The sequence below is a fragment of the Chimaeribacter californicus genome (genome assembly GCF_002858675.1).
Taxonomy (GTDB): domain Bacteria; phylum Pseudomonadota; class Gammaproteobacteria; order Enterobacterales; family Enterobacteriaceae; genus Chimaeribacter; species Chimaeribacter californicus.
The window spans coordinates 209,246-228,904 of record NZ_PJZF01000003.1 but is presented as its reverse complement, the minus strand read 5'-3'; the positions used below and the strand labels follow the sequence as shown (position 1 = coordinate 228,904).

15 protein-coding genes are annotated in these 19,659 nt (G+C 53.4%); 14 read left to right on the top strand and 1 reads right to left on the bottom strand.

The window, feature by feature from the left end; genetic code table 11:
- Nucleotides 1-95: 95 nt before the first annotated feature.
- On the bottom strand, nt 96-341 hold the full coding sequence (locus tag CYR55_RS05995) for a DinI family protein (RefSeq protein ID WP_101815239.1): 246 nt from the start codon (nt 339-341) through the stop codon (nt 96-98).
- Nucleotides 342-1,151: 810 nt separating this feature from the next.
- Between CYR55_RS05995 and tssB the strand changes: the two genes are divergently transcribed.
- The 14 genes from tssB to CYR55_RS05930 all read left to right on the top strand — a co-directional run bounded on the left by tssB (nt 1,152) and on the right by CYR55_RS05930 (nt 19,611).
- Nucleotides 1,152-1,649, top strand: a complete 498-nt coding sequence (gene tssB, locus CYR55_RS05990; RefSeq protein WP_101815305.1) for a type VI secretion system contractile sheath small subunit — start codon at nt 1,152-1,154, stop codon at nt 1,647-1,649.
- Between the two features lie 29 nt (nt 1,650-1,678).
- Nucleotides 1,679-3,229: a type VI secretion system contractile sheath large subunit gene (gene tssC, locus CYR55_RS05985; protein ID WP_101815238.1), complete on the top strand. Its 1,551-nt coding sequence runs from the start codon at nt 1,679-1,681 to the stop codon at nt 3,227-3,229.
- A 14-nt stretch (nt 3,230-3,243) separates the two neighbouring features.
- A complete protein-coding gene (tssK, locus tag CYR55_RS05980) occupies nt 3,244-4,587 on the top strand; it encodes a type VI secretion system baseplate subunit TssK (RefSeq protein WP_101815237.1) in 1,344 nt (447 codons plus the stop codon).
- On the top strand, nt 4,584-5,258 hold the full coding sequence (tssL, locus tag CYR55_RS05975) for a type VI secretion system protein TssL, short form (protein ID WP_101815236.1): 675 nt from the start codon (nt 4,584-4,586) through the stop codon (nt 5,256-5,258). The genes tssK and tssL overlap by 4 nt, the downstream gene beginning before the upstream one ends.
- On the top strand, nt 5,255-6,958 hold the full coding sequence (locus CYR55_RS05970; protein ID WP_101815235.1) for an OmpA family protein: 1,704 nt from the start codon (nt 5,255-5,257) through the stop codon (nt 6,956-6,958). Before tssL ends, CYR55_RS05970 begins: the two co-directional genes overlap by 4 nt.
- A 3-nt stretch (nt 6,959-6,961) precedes the next feature.
- Nucleotides 6,962-7,453, top strand: coding sequence for an Hcp family type VI secretion system effector (locus tag CYR55_RS05965; RefSeq protein WP_101815234.1), 492 nt, complete (start codon nt 6,962-6,964; stop codon nt 7,451-7,453).
- A 166-nt stretch (nt 7,454-7,619) separates the two neighbouring features.
- Entirely contained in the window at nt 7,620-10,268 is a 2,649-nt protein-coding gene (gene tssH / locus CYR55_RS05960) for a type VI secretion system ATPase TssH (RefSeq protein ID WP_101815233.1), read from the top strand.
- 120 nt (nt 10,269-10,388) lie between these two features.
- Entirely contained in the window at nt 10,389-10,667 is a 279-nt protein-coding gene (locus tag CYR55_RS05955; RefSeq protein ID WP_101815232.1) for a hypothetical protein, read from the top strand.
- Nucleotides 10,668-10,900: 233 nt separating this feature from the next.
- Nucleotides 10,901-13,273 carry a type VI secretion system Vgr family protein gene (locus tag CYR55_RS05950; RefSeq protein ID WP_101815231.1) on the top strand — a complete coding sequence of 791 codons (2,373 nt, stop codon included), beginning with the start codon at nt 10,901-10,903 and terminating at the stop codon, nt 13,271-13,273.
- A 22-nt stretch (nt 13,274-13,295) separates the two neighbouring features.
- Nucleotides 13,296-13,565 (top strand): PAAR domain-containing protein, encoded by a 270-nt coding sequence (locus CYR55_RS23295; protein WP_146000956.1) that lies wholly within the window; start codon nt 13,296-13,298, stop codon nt 13,563-13,565.
- Between the two features lie 34 nt (nt 13,566-13,599).
- On the top strand, nt 13,600-16,365 hold the full coding sequence (locus CYR55_RS05945) for a T6SS effector BTH_I2691 family protein (RefSeq protein ID WP_146000955.1): 2,766 nt from the start codon (nt 13,600-13,602) through the stop codon (nt 16,363-16,365).
- Nucleotides 16,362-17,390 carry a putative type VI secretion system effector gene (locus CYR55_RS05940; RefSeq protein WP_101815229.1) on the top strand — a complete coding sequence of 343 codons (1,029 nt, stop codon included), beginning with the start codon at nt 16,362-16,364 and terminating at the stop codon, nt 17,388-17,390. The genes CYR55_RS05945 and CYR55_RS05940 overlap by 4 nt, the downstream gene beginning before the upstream one ends.
- Before the next feature lie 211 nt (nt 17,391-17,601).
- Complete coding sequence (locus CYR55_RS05935) at nt 17,602-18,600, top strand: putative type VI secretion system effector (protein WP_101815228.1); 999 nt, start codon at nt 17,602-17,604, stop codon at nt 18,598-18,600.
- Nucleotides 18,601-18,633: 33 nt separating this feature from the next.
- Complete coding sequence (locus CYR55_RS05930) at nt 18,634-19,611, top strand: DUF4123 domain-containing protein (protein ID WP_146000954.1); 978 nt, start codon at nt 18,634-18,636, stop codon at nt 19,609-19,611.
- Nucleotides 19,612-19,659: the final 48 nt, after the last annotated feature.

Sequence of the window (19,659 nt, the reverse complement as noted above, 5' to 3'; positions counted from 1 at the left end):
CCTATAGGATTTTATCCCATTTACGCAGTCATACACATTCTTAACAGTTATAACTGAAAACACACAATTTTCCTGCTTTATCTGAGGGTGTGCGACTAATAATCGTTGTGTGTCAGCCACTCGTCGGCATCATCAAACATTTCTTCCACTAATCGGTTCAGAACCGATTTGTCCTGTTTGCTGGCATCACTGTTCAGGCCATTGGCCTGCATCGCTTTCACTTTGACCTCGGCATCCGGGAAGACACGGTGTACACGTTTGGTCAGCTCAGCGGTAATCATGGCATGGGCATTCGGCAGCCCGGCCACATTGCGTTTATCGTAAATCAGCTCTACACGCATGGCGCGTCCTTATAAGGTGGCAAATTCAAGGTGGACGAATATACAGTGGTTACTGCCATTTCGCCATGGGTTTGCCGGGGGAGGCAAAAAAATTTTTTACAACGGGTAATGCTGCAAGCCTGCGTTCAGGAAGCGGCAACATTGCGGACAGGCCATCAGGCCCGTAACGGAACATAAACTGTGCAGAACTTCCCCGGCAAATAGGGGCAGTCAGAGAGAGAATTATCTGAATGCTTCTGATTTCTGCTCATCAATCTTATAACGCGGACATTATAGAGACTGAAGGGCTTAATACTATACTCTAAGGTTTTAGATATTAATAAAAATAAGTCAGGATTTGGGTTCTTATTAATTTAAGATAAGAATCCTATTTCAAGGTTGCACAGCGCCAATGAAATGCATTAAATTTAATTTTCATGACAGTAATTATTTATTTGAATGATTAAAATTACACTATCATGCTTTGATTCTATCATTGTAGGGTGGCTAATATTGTTCCATTAAGTTTAATCGATGTTAAACCCATGACGCGCTCAAATTCTTAATTTTTTATCTTTTTGATTTGTAGGTATTTTTTAATAAATTCAAGTGAAAATAATATCATATCAATATTTATAGTTCCCTCGATGCATTATTGCTTCACATATTATTTAGGCAAAATCGGGCGAAGTGTGGGTTTTATAGTGATGTTATTTGTATGGATAAATTTAAATGGTATTTTATGTGGGTAGACGGTTGGTCTCTCACGCTCGTTTTTTCAGGTGAATTATTTCTTAATTGCGTCATCCCTTTCGTTATATAAAAGGAGTTATCGTGTCCAGTTCGTTTCAAAATGAGATCCCCAAGGCCCGCGTTAATATAAAGCTTGATCTGCACACCGGCGGCGCCCAGAAAAAAATGGAATTACCCCTGAAACTGGTGGTGATGGGCGATTACAGCAACGGACAGGAGCATCGCCCGATCTCTGAACGTGAAAAAGTCAGCATCAACAAAAACAACTTCAACAGCGTCCTGGCGGAGTTCGCCCCGGCGGTGAACCTCAGCGTGGAAAATACCCTGGCCGGTGACGGCACCGAGGAGAGTGTCCGCCTCGCCTTCCGCGAAATGAAGGACTTCGAACCGGAGCAGGTGGCCCGTCAAATCCCGCAGCTGCGCGCCATGCTGGCGATGCGCAACCTGCTGCGTGACCTGAAATCCAATTTGCTGGACAACGTCACCTTCCGCAAAGAGCTCGAAAACATTCTGAAAGACCCGTCCCTCAGCGACACGCTGCGTGACGAACTCAATGCCCTGGCGCCGAAGGCGTAACTCCCCGATTAATGGATTAATGCGAGATAATGCTTATGTCTGTCAATACTGAAAAAGCCGCCGCTGCCGGTCAGACCACGGTGCTGGAACAGCCGGAAGCCGCAGGCGTTTACGCCTCCCTGTTTGAAAAAATCAACCTGACGCCGGTGTCAGAACTGGGTGACCTGAATGATTTTCAGGACGGCGCCGCCCTGGCGGATGTCACCGCTGACCAGCGTGTCACCGCCGCCGTCCAGGTATTCCTGGCGCGCCTGAAACAGTCCGGCCAGACCGTGGAGCGCCTGGACAAAACCCTGCTCGACCACCATATCGCCGAGCTGGACCATCAAATCAGCCGCCAGCTGGACGCGGTGATGCACCATGAGGCCTTCCAGCAGGTGGAGTCTGCCTGGCGTGGGCTGAAGTCGCTGGTTGACCGTACCGATTTTCGCCAGAACGTGAAAATCGATGTGCTGGATGTCTCTAAAGATGACCTGCGCCGGGACTTCGAGGACAGCCCGGAAATTATCCAGACCGGCCTCTATTACCATACCTATATCCAGGAGTATGACACCCCGGGCGGCGAGCCGATTGGGGCGATTATCTCCAACTACGAATTTGATGCCTCCTCGCAGGATGTGGCGCTGCTGCGCAATATCTCCAAAGTCTCCGCTTCGGCCCACATGCCGTTTATCGGCGCCGTCGGCCCGGCGTTCTTCCTGAAGTCCTCCATGGAAGAGGTGGCGGCCATCAAAGATATCGGCAACTACTTTGACCGCGCCGAGTACATCAAATGGAAGTCATTCCGCGACTCCGATGACGCCCGCTATATCGGCCTGACCATGCCGCGTGTGCTGGGCCGCCTGCCGTACGGCCCGGACACCGTGCCGGTGCGCAGCTTCAACTATGTGGAGGAGGTCAAAGGCCCGGACCATGAGAAATACCTCTGGACCAATGCCTCCTTTGCCTTCGCCGCCAATATGGTGAAAAGCTTTATCAAGAATGGCTGGTGCGTGCAGATCCGCGGCCCGCAGGCGGGTGGGGCGGTCACTGACCTGCCGATTCACCTCTACGATCTGGGTACCGGCAACCAGGTGAAAATCCCGTCGGAGGTGATGATCCCGGAAACCCGCGAATTTGAGTTCGCCAACCTGGGCTTTATCCCGCTCTCCTACTACAAAAACCGCGACTACTCCTGCTTCTTCTCGGCGAACTCCGCCCAGAAACCGGCGCTGTATGACACCGCGGATGCAACCGCCAACAGCCGCATCAATGCGCGCCTGCCGTACATCTTCCTGCTGTCGCGTATCGCCCACTACCTGAAGCTTATCCAGCGTGAAAACATCGGTACTACCAAAGACCGCCGCCTGCTGGAGCTGGAGCTGAATACCTGGGTGCGCACGCTGGTCACGGAAATGACCGATCCGGGCGACGAACTGCAGGCCTCCCACCCGCTGCGCGATGCGAAAGTCACGGTGGAAGATATCGAGGACAACCCGGGCTTCTTCCGCGTGAAACTCTACGCCGTGCCGCACTTCCAGGTGGAAGGGCTGGATGTGAGCCTGTCGCTGGTCTCTCAGATGCCGAAAGCGAAAGCCTGAAGCCCGGAGGCTCAATGAAGATAGAGCGACCGTTATGGATGCAGGGTGTCATGGTATCGCCGCAGCATTTCCAACAGCAGGCCGCCTTTACGGCCTGGCATACCGAGTGCATCGCGCTGATGGGCGTGATGCACCCCTGGGGTGTGCTGGAGGCTGAGTTTGAGCGTGATGCCCTGAAACAAGGCCGGCTTAAAGCCGGCCGTCTGGTGGTGCGTTTTCCTGATGGCACCCTGACAGACAGCGACTGCGCCGATGCGTTACCACCCACGCTGGCTCTTCCTGAGACAGACAACAGTGACATCACGGTCATGTTAGCGCTGCCACAACTCTACCCGAATGGCGGCAACTGCCTGAAACCGGAAGAGATGGCTGAACGGCCCGTGCGTTACCGCCAGCGCTGGCATGAGGTACGTAACCATTTTGGTGACGATACACGCCAGATTGCCACCTTACAGCATGAACTGACGTTGCGCCTGGATTCACAGGATAACAGCGATTATCTGATCTGCCCGGTGGCACGTCTGCACCGTGACAGGCAGGGGGGCTGGATGCAGGACAATACCTTTATTCCGCCGCTGCTGAACCTGAAGGCCAGCGCATGGCTGGTCAACCAGCTTGAGCAGCTGATGACTCAACTGCGAACCCGGCTAGCACGACTGATGGCAATGCGCCGTGAAAGCAATGAGCGCATGGCTGATTTTGCCGTGGCCGATGTGTCGCTGTTCTGGCTGCTTAATGCGCTTAACGGTGCGGAACCGGTACTGGGAAATTTTCAACGCCATATGCAGGTACATCCTGAACGCTTGTACCAGGAGCTGGCGCGTCTGGCGGGCAGTCTGCTGACTTTTTCGCTGGCACATACTGTTACGGCAATACCTGCTTACCGGCATGAACAACTGACTGACGTCTTCCCGCCGTTGTTTGATCTGCTCGGTGAGTTGCTCGAAGCCAGCCTACCTTCACGGGTAGTAGCCGTTGAATTGACTCATGAAAAACGTCTGCATCAGTGGCAGGCGCGCCTGCACGATCCGAGGCTGCGTGAGCAAGTGGACTTTTATCTCTCGGTACGTTCATCACTGCCGGTAGCGCAGCTGCTGGAGCAGTTCCCGCAACAATGCAAAGTGGGGAGCCCGGATGAAGTGGGCGAGGTCATCAATGCTTCCCGGCAGGGTATTCCGCTGCGCGCGCTGAGCCATGTACCGGCGGCTATTCCGCTGCGTCTGGAAAACCAGTATTTCGCACTGGATATGACTCATCCTGCGGCGCAGGCCATGCAAGTGTCAGGAAGCTGCGTATTTTATGTCCCCGGTACGCTGGGTGAGCCTGAGCTTGAACTCTTTGCGGTGCTGAGAACATGAGCGACAACAAAACGTGTGATATCGACACCTTGTTGCAGGATACGTGGTTGGTCGTTATCAGCCTACGTCATGGTTCGGTGTTTAAGGAGGGTGACGGGCAGCGGCTCTGGCAACGTTGCGTGGATAATCTTGAGCGGGTGCAACAGCATCTGATGTCGGCAAATTACAGTGCAGAGAGTTGTCAGCATATCCTGTACGCGCAATGCGCACTGTTGGATGAGGCTGCGAAAAGTCGTGGTGTACAGGATGATGCGTGCATCCAATGGTACGACAAGCCGCTTCAGGGGCAGTTTTTCGGCAACCTGAATGCCGGTGATCAGTTGTATGAACGTATGCGCCAGGTGCTACGTGAAGCCGCACCCGATATCGCTGTGCTGACCTGTTTTCATCGGGTGTTGATGCTTGGTTTTCTGGGCGGCTTTGACTGCACCGACGTGCCGGAACGGGCGCGACTGGTGCGGGAGCTGAGTGATCGGGTACCGGCTTTCAGTGCCGCCCTGAGCCATGCAGTGCTGGCCCCTGCCTCCGCCGGGCTGGGGGCGGGAGCCTGGTTGCGTCACTGGCCGGTACGTATTGGCTTGTCAGCCCTTAGCCTGGCAGCGCTGTGGTGGGGACTTGATCATTGGCTCGATAACCTGGTTGCTACGCTGTTGCCGGGAGGGATGCGATGAAACCCGCATTGCAACGGGGATTATGGTTATGGGCAGGATTACTGGCCGTGCTGTTATGTCTGCTGTTTTTACCGCTCCCGGTGGTCGCCCGTAGAGTAAGCATGGGTGTGGTCATGGTGATGGTCATTCCTGGCTTTATCCGTGCCGGCCGCCGGCCTGTAGACGCAAGCGCGCTGCGCTTTACCGGATTGCCGGAAGAGCCTTACCGCCTGCCGGTAGTCCTGGTGTGTGGAGAGAAAGCGGACTGGCCGGGCAAAAGCGCGGTATACCAGACCTCACAGGGGTGCTGGCTGCGGGTGGAGGAGGGTCGTGAGCTACGCCATGTTGTGCGCGAGTTACTGTGGCAGCGTCCGGCCTGGGCCGGGCAACTGGCGGTGATGGTCTGCGTTAATCCTCAGCAGCACGTTTATGACACAGCACTGGCTTCCCGCCTGTATGAATTGCGCTGGCAGATGAGCAGGCTGCGGCAGGAGACCTGCCAGGCCGTTCCCCTGCTGCTGAGCTGCCGCATTGCCGGGCAGGCAGTCACTGAGCCGGTATGGCAGGCAGCCCTTCCCGGTGAACCGGTGCATGTGTGGCGGGAGGGCTGTGCGCCTTGCAGCAGTACCTATTGGACCGCGCAGGATGAAAGCGGCGCACGTTTGCAACAACAGGCGATGCTGAACAGTTTGGCAGATTGGTTTAGCCAATATATCTCACCTGCCTTCACCGCTGAAAACCCTGATGTCCCGCCAGTATTACCTTATGCAGTGCTGCTTTATCAGGGCCGGGCAATGGCTGGTCTTGTGGAAGATGCTCATTGGGCAGATTGGCTGCGGCAACGGACCACCCTCGATCAGGTAGCAGGCTGGGTGCCGGCAGAAGAAAGCGTGGCCTTCCCATTGCCGGATTTTGTGTTGCCGTTACTCCCGAAAGGCCATGCACTCACCCCGCGTCAGCGGGTGGGTTGCCATGCGCTCATGCTGTTTACGCTGGCCGCTATAGCGGCCCTGTGCAGCAGCGGTTGGCATAATCGGCAACTTTTACAGCGTACCGCCTTTGATATCCGGCATTACTACGCGATAGCTATGCGGGATTCTGAACCTAAAGCACAGGCAGTGGCGGTATTACGGACACATATGACGCAACTGGATAACTGGTCACGTAACGGTGAACCGCTGCGTCTGGGCCTGGGCCTGTATCTGGGCGGCCGCCTGCGCCTGCCGCTGCTGAATGCCATTAAAAACTACGTTCCGCCGCTTTCTCCCCCTGAACCAAAAAATGCTCCGGCGCCCAAAATCATCCGCCTGGACAGCCTCGCGCTGTTTGACGTGGGCCGCCATCAGCTTAAACCCGGCTCCACGAAGGTGCTGGTGAACGCCCTGGTGGGGATTAAGGCCAGGCCGGGCCGGCTGATAGTGGTGGCCGGCCACACCGATGACACCGGTGACGCGGCGTCCAACCAGCAGCTCTCGCTCAGGCGCGCCGAGTCCGTGCGCAACTGGATGCGCGACACCGGCGCGGTGCCGGAGAGCTGCTTTGCGGTGCAGGGCTACGGCGAAAGCCGCCCGCATGACACCAATGACACGGAGGCGGGCCGGGCGGCCAACCGCCGGGTCGAAATCAGCCTGGTGCCGCAGGCGAATGCCTGTCAGGTCACCGGCGCAACCCCCGTATCACCGGCTCTGGGTGATGCGTTAACCCCAACAATGGAGAAGTAACTCATGGCAATTCCAGTCTATCTATGGCTCAAAGACGACGGCGGCGCGGACATCAAAGGCTGTGTAGACGTCAAAGACCGTGAAGGCAGCATCGAAGTCGTGGCGCAGGAGCATAACCTGTACATCCCGACCGATAACAACACCGGCAAGCTGACCGGAACGCGTATCCACACCCCGTTCCTGTTTACCAAAGAAATCGACGCTTCCACCCCGTACCTCTACAAGGCGGTGACCACCGGCCAGACCCTGAAATCCGCCGAGTTCAAATGGTACCGCATCAATGACGCCGGTCAGGAGGTGGAGTACTTCAACACCAAGCTTGAGAACGTCAAGCTGGTGAAAGTCGCCCCGCTGATGCACGACATCAAAGACCCGGCGTATGAGAAGCACAACCACCTGGAAATGGTTGAGCTGCGCTACGAAAAAATCACCTGGACCTATAAAGACGGCAACATCATTCATTCCGATTCCTGGAATGAACGCACCACCGCGTAACCCCCTCACAGCAGACGGCTCGCCGTCTGCTGTTTTTTTGCTGTTTTTGTTTGTGAAGTCAGAACACGACACCGCAAAACCAAAACAGCACCACAGTCCCGGACACCGGCCTTATGCGCTTTGGTTAACAGCGAAGGGCGGTAGCGTACCCAACAAGGAGCAGAGCATGGAGCAGCAAGCCGTATTACTTCGTCGTTTAAACCCCTATTGCGCCCGGGCGCTGGAGGCAGCGGCCACGCTGTGCCGCACCCGCGCCCATGCCGCCGTGACCATCGAGCACTGGCTGCTCAAGCTGCTGGAGCTGGGGGAAGGCGACATCACGGTGCTGGCGCGTCGCTATGAGTGGGATATGGACGCGTTGTGGCAGAGCCTGCTGGCGCACCTCGACGCGCTGCCGCGCTCGGTGCAGAGCCGCCCGCAGCTGTCAGAAGCGTTACAGGCGCTGATGCAGGCCGCCTGGCTCACGGCCTCCTTGCAGCACGGCGCAGAGACTATCCGCAGCGTGCATCTGCTGGAGGCGCTGATAACGCAGCCCCTGCTGCTGCACTGTGAGGGCGCCTGGCCACTGTTCAGCCTGAGCGCCGCCCAGCTCTCCCGTCTGACGCCGCTGCTGGATGCGCAGTCCGACGAACGGCCCGAACGGCAACAGCAGGCGCGTCTGACTCAGGCCGTTCCCGTGCTGGAGGAAGCAAAGCAAAACGCGGCGGGAAGTGCTGAACCGGGTCTGAGCGAGGCCCTGCAGGCGGCGCTGGACAAATTCACCCTGGATATCACGGCCAGAGCGCGTGCCGGGCAGATTGACCCGGTGTTCGGCCGCGACAGCGAAATCCGCCAGATGATAGACATCCTTTCACGGCGGCGCAAAAACAACCCGATTCTGGTGGGCGAGCCGGGTGTAGGGAAAACGGCGCTGGTCGAGGGGCTGGCGCTGCGCATCGCCGAAGGCAACGTGCCGGAGAGCCTGAAACCCGTGAGCCTGCGTACCCTGGACCTCGGCCTGTTACAGGCGGGGGCAGGGGTAAAAGGGGAATTCGAACAGCGGCTGAAAAATGTGATTGATGCCGTGCAGCAGTCGCCGGTGCCGGTGCTGCTGTTTATTGATGAGGCGCACACCCTTATCGGGGCAGGCAACCAGGCGGGCGGCGCGGATGCGGCCAACCTGCTGAAACCGGCGCTGGCGCGGGGTGAGTTGCGCACCATTGCGGCGACCACCTGGAGCGAGTACAAACAGTATTTTGAGCGTGACGCCGCACTGGAGCGCCGCTTCCAGCGGGTCAGCGTGGATGAACCGGATGATGCGGCCGCCTGTCTGATGCTGCGCGGGCTGAAGTCGCGCTATGCGCAGCACCACGGCGTGCATATCCGGGATGCGGCCATCACCGCGGCCGTGACGCTCTCCCGCCGCTTCCTCACCGGCCGCCAGCTGCCGGACAAAGCCGTCGACCTGCTCGACACCGCCGGCGCGCGGGTACGTATGAGCCTCGATACCCTGCCGGATGCACTGACGGCCCTTCACGCCGAGCTGGCCGCCCTGCTGCTGGAGCAACAGGCGATTGAGCAGGATTTGGTGATGCTGCCGGATATGGGCTCGACCCGCCTGCAGGAGATTGAGCAGCGTCGCACAATGCTGACCGCAGAGCAGCAGCGCCTTCAACAGCAGTATCACGAAGAGCAGCGCCTGACCCGCCTTATTATTGAGGCCCGCCAGGACATTGCTGACGTTGCCCGGCTGGCTGAGCTGCAACAGCAACTGAGGGACGTACAGGGCAGTGCGCCGCTGCTGTCCCTGGATGTGGATGTGCGCACCGTGGCCGGCGTGATAGCGGACTGGACCGGCGTGCCGCTGTCGAGCCTGCTGAAAGATGAGCAGACTGACCTGCTGCACCTCGAACAGCAGCTGGGCGCCCGCGTCCTGGGGCAGGACGCGGCGCTGACCGGGCTGGCGCAGCGCCTGCGGGCGGCGAAAACCGGCCTGACGCCGGAGAGCGGCCCGCTGGGCGTATTCCTGCTGGTCGGCCCGAGCGGCACCGGGAAAACCGAGACCGCACTGGCGCTGGCCGACAGCCTGTTCGGCGGCGAAAAGTCGCTGATTACTATCAACCTCTCCGAGTACCAGGAAGCGCACACCGTCTCCCAGCTCAAGGGCTCCCCGCCGGGGTATGTCGGCTACGGCCAGGGCGGCATTCTCACCGAGGCGGTGCGCCAGCGCCCCTACAGCGTGGTGCTGCTTGATGAAGTTGAGAAAGCGCACCGCGACGTGCTGAACCTGTTTTACCAGGTGTTTGACCGCGGCGTTATGCGTGACGGCGAAGGACGGGAGATTGACTTTCGCAACACGGTGATTCTGATGACCGCTAACCTCGGCAGCGACCCCCTGATGCAACTGCTCGACGAGCAGCCGGAAGCCACCGACAGCGAGCTGCACGAATTACTGCACCCGGTACTCCGTGAACACTTCCAGCCCGCGCTGCTGGCACGCTTCCAGACGCTGATTTACCGCCCGCTGAGCGCCACCGCATTACGTACTATTGTGGCGATGAAGCTTACTCAGGTGGCCGGCCGCCTGAACCGTCACTACGGCCTGCACTGCACGATAGAGGCGAGCCTGTATGACACGCTGGTTGACGCCTGCCTGCTGCCGGACACGGGCGCGCGCAATATCAACAGCCTGCTCAACCAGCAGATCTTACCGGTGCTGAGCCAGCAGCTGCTGCAACGCCGGGCAGCACAGCAGCCTATCACCCACCTGACCCTGGGCTGGAGTGAGACCGAGGGGATTATGCTGCAGTTTGATGTAATAAAGTCATCAACATGAATGTTACGACATACTTTATTTGGCGATCTCATGGCAGGTCAAAGACTGGTTTTTTAAATGCATGCGGGTTTATTAGGTCCCGCCTGGGTCCTTGTGTGAAATAAATTAATGAGGTGAAGTATGGGGTACATATTTAATGACGATGCAGCAAGTAAAGCTTATCAGTCAGGTAAAAGCAGGGCGGTTCATCCTGCCGGAATGAAGAAATATTATGAATGGCGAAGACTAATTAGAGACAGAGGGATGTCACCTTCTGATTCGGCAAAAAAAGTAGGTGATTTACACTATGAAAAACTTACTGGAAACAAATGTTCAATTCGGTTAACGCAAGGAGATCGTGTTTTGTTTTCAGTCCAGGGGCATAACGTGACTGTGTACGGAATTGGCGGTCATTATTAGGATGTTTTTAATGTAAAAGCAGCAGATAACTGGGGCGGTAAAATCGATATCTATCAATGGTTAACATGTCATTAGGTGATCGCTTATGATTTTATTAAACCCCATTACCTTATTGATGATGATTTATGTACTGGTTAATAAGTAATTTTACTTTGACTCTCAAAGCTTCTAAATCTTTTTTTTCAGTAAATTAAAATTCGCTATTTTTATTATCTGCGATACAGGCTTATAAAATGAAAACCACCCCCGCCATCTTCTTCGACCATCGCCACCATCTGCTTCGCGTGCGCGGCTGCACCGCCGAGCTGGATATCCTGGGTCTGACCGCAGAGGAGGCGCTGAGCACGCCCTTCTGCTACCGCCTCACCTTTACCTGCACGGATAAAGCCCTCGACCCGGCGGCCTTTCTGCTGCAGGACGGCACCCTGACCCTGCAGGCCCCGGTGGACCGGGGGTTTGGGGTGCGCGTGATGCAACCGGTGCGGGTGGTGCAGGGGGTGGTGACCGGCTTTACGAAGCTCGCCACCTCCAAAGATGAGGGACAGTATGAGCTCGCGCTGCAGCCCCGGCTGGCGCTGCTGTCGCGCAGCCACCAGAACGCGATTTATCAGGACATGTCGGTGCCGCAGATTGTGGAGAAAATTCTGCGTGAGCGCCATGACATGCGCGGGCAGGACTTTCTGTTCACGCTTTCCCGCGAATACCCGCGCCGCGAGCAGGTGATGCAGTATGGTGAGGATGACCTGACCTTTATCTCGCGCCTGCTGGCAGAGGTGGGTATCTGGTTCCGCTTTACCCCCAACACCCGGCTCAGTATCGATGTGGTGGAGTTCTGTGATGAGCCGTGCCATTACCAGCCGGGCGTCACCCTGCCCGCGGTACCGCCTTCGGGGATGCATGATGTGGGGGTAGAGTCGGTATGGGACCTGGTCAGCGCGCACCGGGTGGTGGAGAAGTCAGTGAGCACCCGCGACTACAACTACCGCTGCGCCGCCGATGACCTGAGTGCGCAGGCAGAGGTGACGCACGGGGAGGCGACCACCTACGGCGAAGCTTACCACTACGCCGATAACTACCTCACCGCCGGGGCCGCCGGGCATAACCCGGCCCCCGAGAGCGGCGCGTTTTATGCCCGTATCCACCATGAGCGCTACCTGAATGCGCAGACGCAGCTCACGGCGGTCACCAGCTGTGCCGGTATTGCGCCGGGACAGAGACTGACGGTCACCGGCGGCCTGGGCGTCCCGGACGCCTTCCGCCGGGGCGTGGTGATTACTGCGCTCACCGCCACCGCCCGGCGGGATAAAAGCTTTGAGGTGACGATAACGGCGATACCCTGCGCAGAGGCATACGGCTTTCGTCCCCCGCTCATCGCCAGGCCGAAGATGGCGGGCACCTTACCGGCGCGGGTCACCAGCACCAAAACCAACGACCTCTACGGCCATATCGACAAACACGGGCGCTACAAAGTCACCCTGCTGTTTGACCGAGCAGCCTGGCCCGCAGGCGAAGAGAGCCTGTGGGTGCGCCAGTCCCGCCCTTATGCAGGCGACACCTATGGCCTGCACCTGCCGCTGCTGGCCGGCACCGAGGTGGCGATAGGCTTTGAGGACGGCAATCCTGACCGGCCCTATCTCGCGGGCGTGCTGCACGACTCTTCGCACCCCGACCACGTCACCATCCGCAACTACAAACGCAACGTCCTGCGCACCCCGGCCAACAACAAACTGCGGCTCGACGACACCCGCGGGCAGGAGCACATCAAGCTCGCCACCGAGTACGGCGGCAAAAGCCAGCTGAACCTCGGGTATCTGGTGGACAGTGAACGGCAGCCGCGCGGCGAGGGCTTTGAGCTGCGAACCGACAGCTACGGCACGATACGCGCCGGGAAGGGGCTGTTTATCAGCGCGGATGCGCAGCCCATGGCGCAGGGTAAGGTACTGGAGATGGAGGCGGCCTTAACGGAGCTGGAGGCAGCGCGCCAGGTAACGGCAGGGTTAAGGCATGCCGCAGAAGCGGCAGAAGCTGAACTTGCGGATTTAACAAAGCAAACAGAGCTGATGAATACGACCCTGGCGAACCTGAAACAGCAGGCTTTGCTCATGTCGGCACCCGCTGGGATTGCCATGGTGACACCGGCAAGCGTTCAGTTATCGGCAAAGGAAAATTTAATAGCAACCGCAGGAAGTGATGCCGATTTCAGCATAGTTAAAAAATTCCGGATCGCCGTGGGTGAAGCATTAAGCCTGTTTGCCCACCGAATGGGCATCAAAATGTTTGCGACAGCTGGAAAAATAGAAATTCAGGCACAAAGTGATGCATTAGATTTGCTCGCTGAAAAGCAGCTTACCATAGCCAGCCAGAAGAATAGGGTATTAGTCACAGCACAAACAGAACTTCTTCTTAATTGCGGCGGTTCTTATATCCGTCTTAGCGAAGGAGGTATTGAGTTAGGCACTGCTAAGAATGTCACAATGAAATGCATTGTTATACAGCGGATGGGGGCGGACACATTGGAAAACGCAGTAAAACTCCCTACAGGGTGTAAACCAGGAATAATTAAAGCTGCGCAAGCACAAGATCCCTCTGTAACCCTTTCTTCGTAATTTATCTGATTGGAAAATACTCATGCCGACCAAGAGACTGGCAGCGTTAGGTGATAAAACCACCTATGGAAGCATTATTTCAGCGACTTCTGCATTTGTTGATGAAGACAGAGTCATCGTGAAATCAGGTGATCTTGCTTCATGCAGTAAATGTAAAGGTGCATTTCCTATTAATGGAACTGCACAAGCCTGGATAGATGGGGAAACAAAACTGGTACAAGATCAGGATCGTGTTTTATGTGGTTGTAACGATCATAAAGTTTATGCACAAACCAAATATTTCAATGGTTGAGTCAGCGTAATAAACGAGGCGCAAGGATTAACTCATGGCTTGTAATAATGAATGTACTTCAACGGGGCTGGCTATTTTACCCGTGCGTTATGCTGTTGTGCCTAAGCCTATTTCCTCTTCACTGCCCGGTTGGGCTCAAGATCCCACAATTACAGATATAGAATTGGAAAATGATGAGCAATATGCCTTACGTGCTTTGCGGCAAGGCTATTTGTATCTGTTTTATGAAAAGGGCGCACTGGGTATTCAGTACTGGCAATGTTTCAGTATTGCCCAGGATGGTTCGCTATGGCTTCAATATTCGGCAACCCATCCCCTGGAAATTACCTCAACTGCTTGTTATTCACAAAAGCATGACGGCAGCATGGTAGAGTTTTTTTGTATTGGCTCTCCGGAAAAATGTGGTGATGTGTGGCTCGCCTACAGCCAGTTCAAATGGAGTAACACCACGCTGGATCGTTATAAAAATGACCAATCCGCACGTAGTCAACGTATGCAAAAAATTCAGCCGGCCGTCTGGGCAAAAAATCCCACCGGTAAAGGGGTGACAATAGCCACGGCAGACTCTTTAAAAGCAGTACTGGATTATCAGGATATCGCTTTTTCCGGCCTGATGCCGGATCAGCAATCCGAAGCAAAGCACACCCTGAGTTCAGCGCCTAACCTGACTCAAACGGGCTCTCCCACTAATAAATACAGTGTGAATCAGACACTGTTGAACAGCTGGTCGACGCTTTACCCGTGGTCTGTAGGGCGCCGGGGTAAACATAGTGTGACGGCTGAAAAGATGAAAAGCCGTTGCGGTGAAGGGTGTTCCCCCATGCTTATCCCCCTGTGGGATGCCGTGGGTATCGCTCATGAACTTAACGGCTGGGGAATGGATGTGCTGGGTCGTCAGGCACAATTTGCGCTTGAACGTGATCTTGACCTGAAAACGCACCGGGATCTGGAGTTAATACAGGCACTTTTAAGCGATGCAGCCCAAAACAAACTCGACAGGCTTCGCACCCGGATGGGAGAAGGGAAGTTTTATGCCAATCCGGAAACAAGCGCTTTTCGGCGAACCGCTTTGCGTCGGCGTTACCAGGATCAGCCGGAACTGCTGCAACAGGCGATGAGTGACTGCGATTTGCTGGAGCAGTGGGGAGCGGAAAATGTTGATGAAGATTATGCAAATGAACTTATCCGCATGCCTATGGAGCCTCTGGCGCAACACCGGCAACAGGTCGCACGATTAAAACAGCAGGTTCAGCAGGAGATGGCAGCCAGGGAAAGCGGCTACCAGAAGGCGGGTGACCGGCAGAGAGCAAAAAGCTGGGAGCCTTACGCTGCCCTGCTTGATACTGCCCGACGTGAAGATTTTGTGGAATGCTATCAACAGCTCTGCACAGATATCGCAACCATCTATGAGCAACGAAGCGGCAGCCTGTTGAACTGGCTGATTGCGCCCCTGTTTATTACCACGCTGGAAGATTTTCATTCTGAAGAGTTCAATGACGGGATCAATTATCAGTCTATCGTGACTAAGGCGATTTGCGGCATCGGCAATACGCCACGTGGGCAAGCGTTAATAGAGAGCTGGCGTGACGGGCTGAGCGCCGCCGATTGCACAAATCTGTTGTGGCGTGCGGTGGCCGCTAACGACCCGGCGATAATCAATGAGCTGGATTTGTTATTACAACAGGCTAAGAGTAAAAAAGACGACCATTCACCTATTATACCCACAACACTGGCACTGGCACTCTCTCAGGCCGGGAATCTGAAGAAATACACAAGCTTTTATCAGAAGGCCAGTAAAGAGCTGGCGAAAGCGTTGCCTGATGATGCCCATTGGGTGGACAGACAGCTTTATCAGATGGACGGGTTTATGTCGTCAGTCGGCGACCGGATTTTTAACCTGAAGAATTTTGGCGGCAAGCTGGACAGCTTTAATGAAATGGTGTTCAAAATGATTTTTTCCCTGCGGGCCGGTGTACCGCCGGAGCATGTGACCAACCTGCTTAATGCCCAGCTGACAGAGGGGGCGGCCTATCGGGCATCGTTATTACAGGAAATAAAAGCCAGCAAAGGGTTTATGGAGGTGAATCAAGAGAAGATGGCAAAATATCAGAAAATAACAAAAACTTGGAATGACTTTTCGGGAAAAGAGGAGGGTAGTGCAGCTATAAAAAATTCTCGTATTGGGCTGGTGATGCTGTTTTTTAACGCCCTGGACTTTGGTTATCTTTACAGTCAAACGAAAGGGGACATTAAAAGCCAGGCGACACTGTTGGCCAGCGGCATGACAATGGTCTACCAGGTAAGTGATATCGTTTTGCCTGCGCTTGAGAAAGGAGAGAGTGCCGGCGCGCGGACTATAGGGCTGGTTAAGGGATTAGGCGCTTTTATGGGCGGGGCGGCTTCAGCGATTAGTACCATAATTGATTTAAACCAATTTAACAAGGAAATAGAAAAAAATCGCTTTGGATTCGTTTGCTTCTATACATTAAAAATGGGAGCTGATGGGCTGGGAACTGTTAAATATGTAGGCATGTTTCTGGGGGCAGTGGGTCTAACAGGTTCTGCAGAAAATATCACCAAACTTTTGGCATTTCGTATATTGGGAGTGCGTGTGTTAGCCATATTTTTGACATGGGAATTCTCTGCTATATTAATTTTCTTGCAAGTAATAATTTCTTGGTTTTCTGATAACGAATTACAAGTCTGGTGCCGTCAATGTTATTTTGGGTCAGAACCTTTATATCTTGGTTATAGTGAACAAGCGGAACGTTTGAATACTGCTATTAAGGAAATATTATGAGGGGGGAGAAGCCGGTAAATTTGCGTCAATTGCAGGAAGAAGTTCAAAATAGGAAAGATATATGGGAGGGAGCCCAAAACAGATATCGTAATAATATCCCCGATGCAACTCTGGAAAGGATCGCGATGCGGGAAGCTGAATATCAGGAAGTTGCCGCTCGCTTAATGGCGCTTCCCCCACCGCCGGTATTACCGCCTATTTGCGGACTCTGCAAAATAACCGGGGAACTGGAGGCCTTCAGCCGTCAGCGCTGCCAGGCTGATTTTGAGGTGGACTTCTACCGCACCAACCCCTTGCCGAACGCCAGTGATGCCCAGCGCCTGGCAGGCGGGGCCGCCGCCATGGCGGCAGGCAGCCCGGCCCTGGGGGCACTGCTGGCCTCAGAGGATAAACCGCTGGTGAGCACCGCAGATTATATTCAGGGTCAGATAAAAGGTATGCCGTTCCGGGGCTGGGTGGGTATGACAGACCTGAAAGCAGGGGATGAGGTAGAGATGGTGGCGGAGTGGCAGACAGACCACTATGAGGTCTATGCCATAGCCTACCCGGCAGAGCGAATCATCTCCGTATGTCCGCGCTGTGAAATGGGCCGTTATGCCTATGGCTGGTTGCGTGTAAAGTATATGTTTATTCTCGTTATGTTCTTAGTGTCTATTCCTTTATTTATCCTTCCTTTCTTTAATGGCAACACCTACCTGGAAGGTATGTTATATATCCTTGATTTAAGTAAAGGTAATCATGGTAAAATGTGGAGCATCATATTTATCATTGACTTTATGATGTGTGCTGTTCTTGCTATCTCCGCTTACAAAGCCTATGCGCCAACCACCTGTAAACTGGCAGAAGATATTTTCCGCACTATGGGGTGGGCGTCTCCTGAGAAGATTGATTTAAATAAAAGTACCGCAAGACATGAGCGTAGGCTTAAAAGGGCAGGAAAATGGTATTCCCCTAAGCGTAAAGACAAACCCCTGCGGCCTACCAGTAAATGGGCGGGGCAATTTGAGTATTGGTATTACTATTAATTGCTAAAAATATATTGGGAGTACGTGTGTTAGTGATCCTCTTGACCTAGGAGTTCGCTGTTGTATTAATTTTTCTTCAGGTAATAATTACCTGGATTTCTGATAACGAATTACAAGTCTGGTGCCGCCAATGTTATTTTGGTTCAGAGCCTTTATATCTTGGTTATAGTGAACAAGCGGAACGTTTGAATACTGCTATTAAGGAAGTATTATGAGAGGGGAGAAGCCGGTAAATTTGCGTCAATTACAGGAAGAAGTTCAAAATAAGAAAGATATGTGGGAGGGAGCACAAAACAGATATCGTAAAAATATCCCCGACGCAACTCTGGAAAGGATCGCGATGCGGGAAGCTGAGTATCAAGAAGCATCCGCTCGCTTAATGGCGCTCCCGCCGCCGCCGGTATTACCGCCTATTTGCGGACTCTGCAAAATAACCGGGGAACTGGAGGCCTTCAGCCGTCAGCGCTGCCAGGCTGATTTTGAGGTGGACTTCTACCGCACCAACCCCTTGCCCAACGCCAGTGATGCCCAGCGCCTGGCAGGCAGCCCGGCCCTGGGGGCACTGCTGGCCTCAGAGGACAAGCCGCTGGTGAGCACCGCGGATTATATTCAGGGTCAGATAAAAGGCATGCCGTTCCGGGGCTGGGTGGGTATGACAGACCTGAAAGCAGGGGATGAGGTAGAGATGGTGGCGGAGTGGCAGACAGACCACTATGAGGTCTATGCCATAGCCTACCCGGCAGAGCGAATCATCTCCGTATGTCCTGAGTGTGAAATGGGCCGTTATGCCTATGGCTGGTTGCGTGTAAAATATATGTTTATATTGTTCTTATTTTTTATGATGCTTTTTTGTTTTGGTATGTCTTCAGTTATTGACGGTGATTATTTAACAGCGTTGCGTGAATTGTTTAATATGCAATATTATGGCGAGTTATGGGCCATTGCCATGGTAATTTACGCCCTTATCGCAATAGTCATTGCCATCTCCGCTTACAAAGCCTACGCGCCAACCACCTGTAAACTGGCAGAAGATATTTTCCGCACTATGGGGTGGGCGTCTCCTGAGAAGATTGATTTAAATAAAACTACCGCAAGACATGAGCGTAGGCTTAAAAGGCAAGGGAAATGGTATTCCCCTAAACGTAAAGATAAACCCCTGCGGCCTACCAGTAAATGGGCAGGCTCCTTTGAGTATTGGTATTACTATTAAAAATGTCTATTACTGATTATACGGGGGTGTCTATTGTTTTTTGTTAACTTTAATTATACAGAAAGCGCTGTTGCAAAACGTTCAGAGGAAATCAAAAAAGAATTATCAGAGAAAATTATCATTGAAGGAGGGCAATGCCTGTTACTGGTAGATCCAAGCTTAGGAAATATGCGTAAAGAAGATGGATTATGGAATGGCCTGATAGGAAAAAATCTCTATAAGGTAAATTTTGATCACCCTGAGTTATCCGGTGCATTGGAGCTCTGGTTGATCCCAATAAATTTAAACTATAAAGAAGATATTGCGTTTTTTAATTTAAGCATAGATATTGCCATGAATGAGGTTGACCCTGATGCTCTTGAAGCAGGAAAAGGTCGGGCTATCTGTGCCTGGCTAAGTACACCAAATGATATTGAGTATATCGCAGAGCATATCTCATCGACAGCCATACAAAGGGTGGCAGGTAAAGGTGAGTTTTTATTGCGATTTTTTGATGCCGCTATTATCGATGTCGTTTTAAATGTACTGGATGAGTGGCAACAATCCCGATTGCTGGGCTCCGTACAACGTTGGTATTATATTGATGGCGATGGAAGGTTAAGCAGTAAAGCAGGAGGTTACACCGGTTTCCGGCAAATGAATTATTCCCTTTCATTAAGTTCCCATAGCTGGGAAAAAATTCAACACACATCTAATATTAATAGGGTAATGCGAAGATATAGAAATACATACCGACAAAATCAAAGGATTATTGAGAATCAATCCCACCAGATTTTACTTTTAGCTTTCCATTCAGTCCCTGTAGATGTGTTATTTAATGAAAATGATTTCATTCTATTTGGAATGCATGCACTAACCAAACACCCGTATTTTTATCGGCATAGTATGATTAAAAGTATTTTTAATAACTTGAGGCGAGATGCAAGTATGAGTTACTGCTTATTAACCGATGAAATAGATACTAAAACTTGGGAGGTTATTATTAATGATTGCCGGGATGAGAAATATTAACCAGATTATTTCTTGCATGTCAATTTATAATTAAAGTAAAGAAAGGTG

Excerpts from the sequence above, each read along its gene's own strand:
- tssL (WP_101815236.1), top strand. The coding sequence starts at position 4,584 with ATGAGCGACAACAAAACGTGTGATATCGACACCTTGTTGCAGGATACG.
- tssC (WP_101815238.1), top strand. The coding sequence starts at position 1,679 with ATGCTTATGTCTGTCAATACTGAAAAAGCCGCCGCTGCCGGTCAGACC.
- tssH (WP_101815233.1), top strand. The coding sequence starts at position 7,620 with ATGGAGCAGCAAGCCGTATTACTTCGTCGTTTAAACCCCTATTGCGCC.
- CYR55_RS05970 (WP_101815235.1), top strand. The coding sequence starts at position 5,255 with ATGAAACCCGCATTGCAACGGGGATTATGGTTATGGGCAGGATTACTG.
- tssK (WP_101815237.1), top strand. The coding sequence starts at position 3,244 with ATGAAGATAGAGCGACCGTTATGGATGCAGGGTGTCATGGTATCGCCG.
- CYR55_RS05965 (WP_101815234.1), top strand. The coding sequence starts at position 6,962 with ATGGCAATTCCAGTCTATCTATGGCTCAAAGACGACGGCGGCGCGGAC.
- CYR55_RS05955 (WP_101815232.1), top strand. The coding sequence starts at position 10,389 with ATGGGGTACATATTTAATGACGATGCAGCAAGTAAAGCTTATCAGTCA.
- CYR55_RS23295 (WP_146000956.1), top strand. The coding sequence starts at position 13,296 with ATGCCGACCAAGAGACTGGCAGCGTTAGGTGATAAAACCACCTATGGA.
- CYR55_RS05940 (WP_101815229.1), top strand. The coding sequence starts at position 16,362 with ATGAGGGGGGAGAAGCCGGTAAATTTGCGTCAATTGCAGGAAGAAGTT.
- CYR55_RS05950 (WP_101815231.1), top strand. The coding sequence starts at position 10,901 with ATGAAAACCACCCCCGCCATCTTCTTCGACCATCGCCACCATCTGCTT.
- CYR55_RS05995 (WP_101815239.1), bottom strand. The coding sequence starts at position 341 with ATGCGTGTAGAGCTGATTTACGATAAACGCAATGTGGCCGGGCTGCCG.
- CYR55_RS05935 (WP_101815228.1), top strand. The coding sequence starts at position 17,602 with ATGAGAGGGGAGAAGCCGGTAAATTTGCGTCAATTACAGGAAGAAGTT.
- CYR55_RS05945 (WP_146000955.1), top strand. The coding sequence starts at position 13,600 with ATGGCTTGTAATAATGAATGTACTTCAACGGGGCTGGCTATTTTACCC.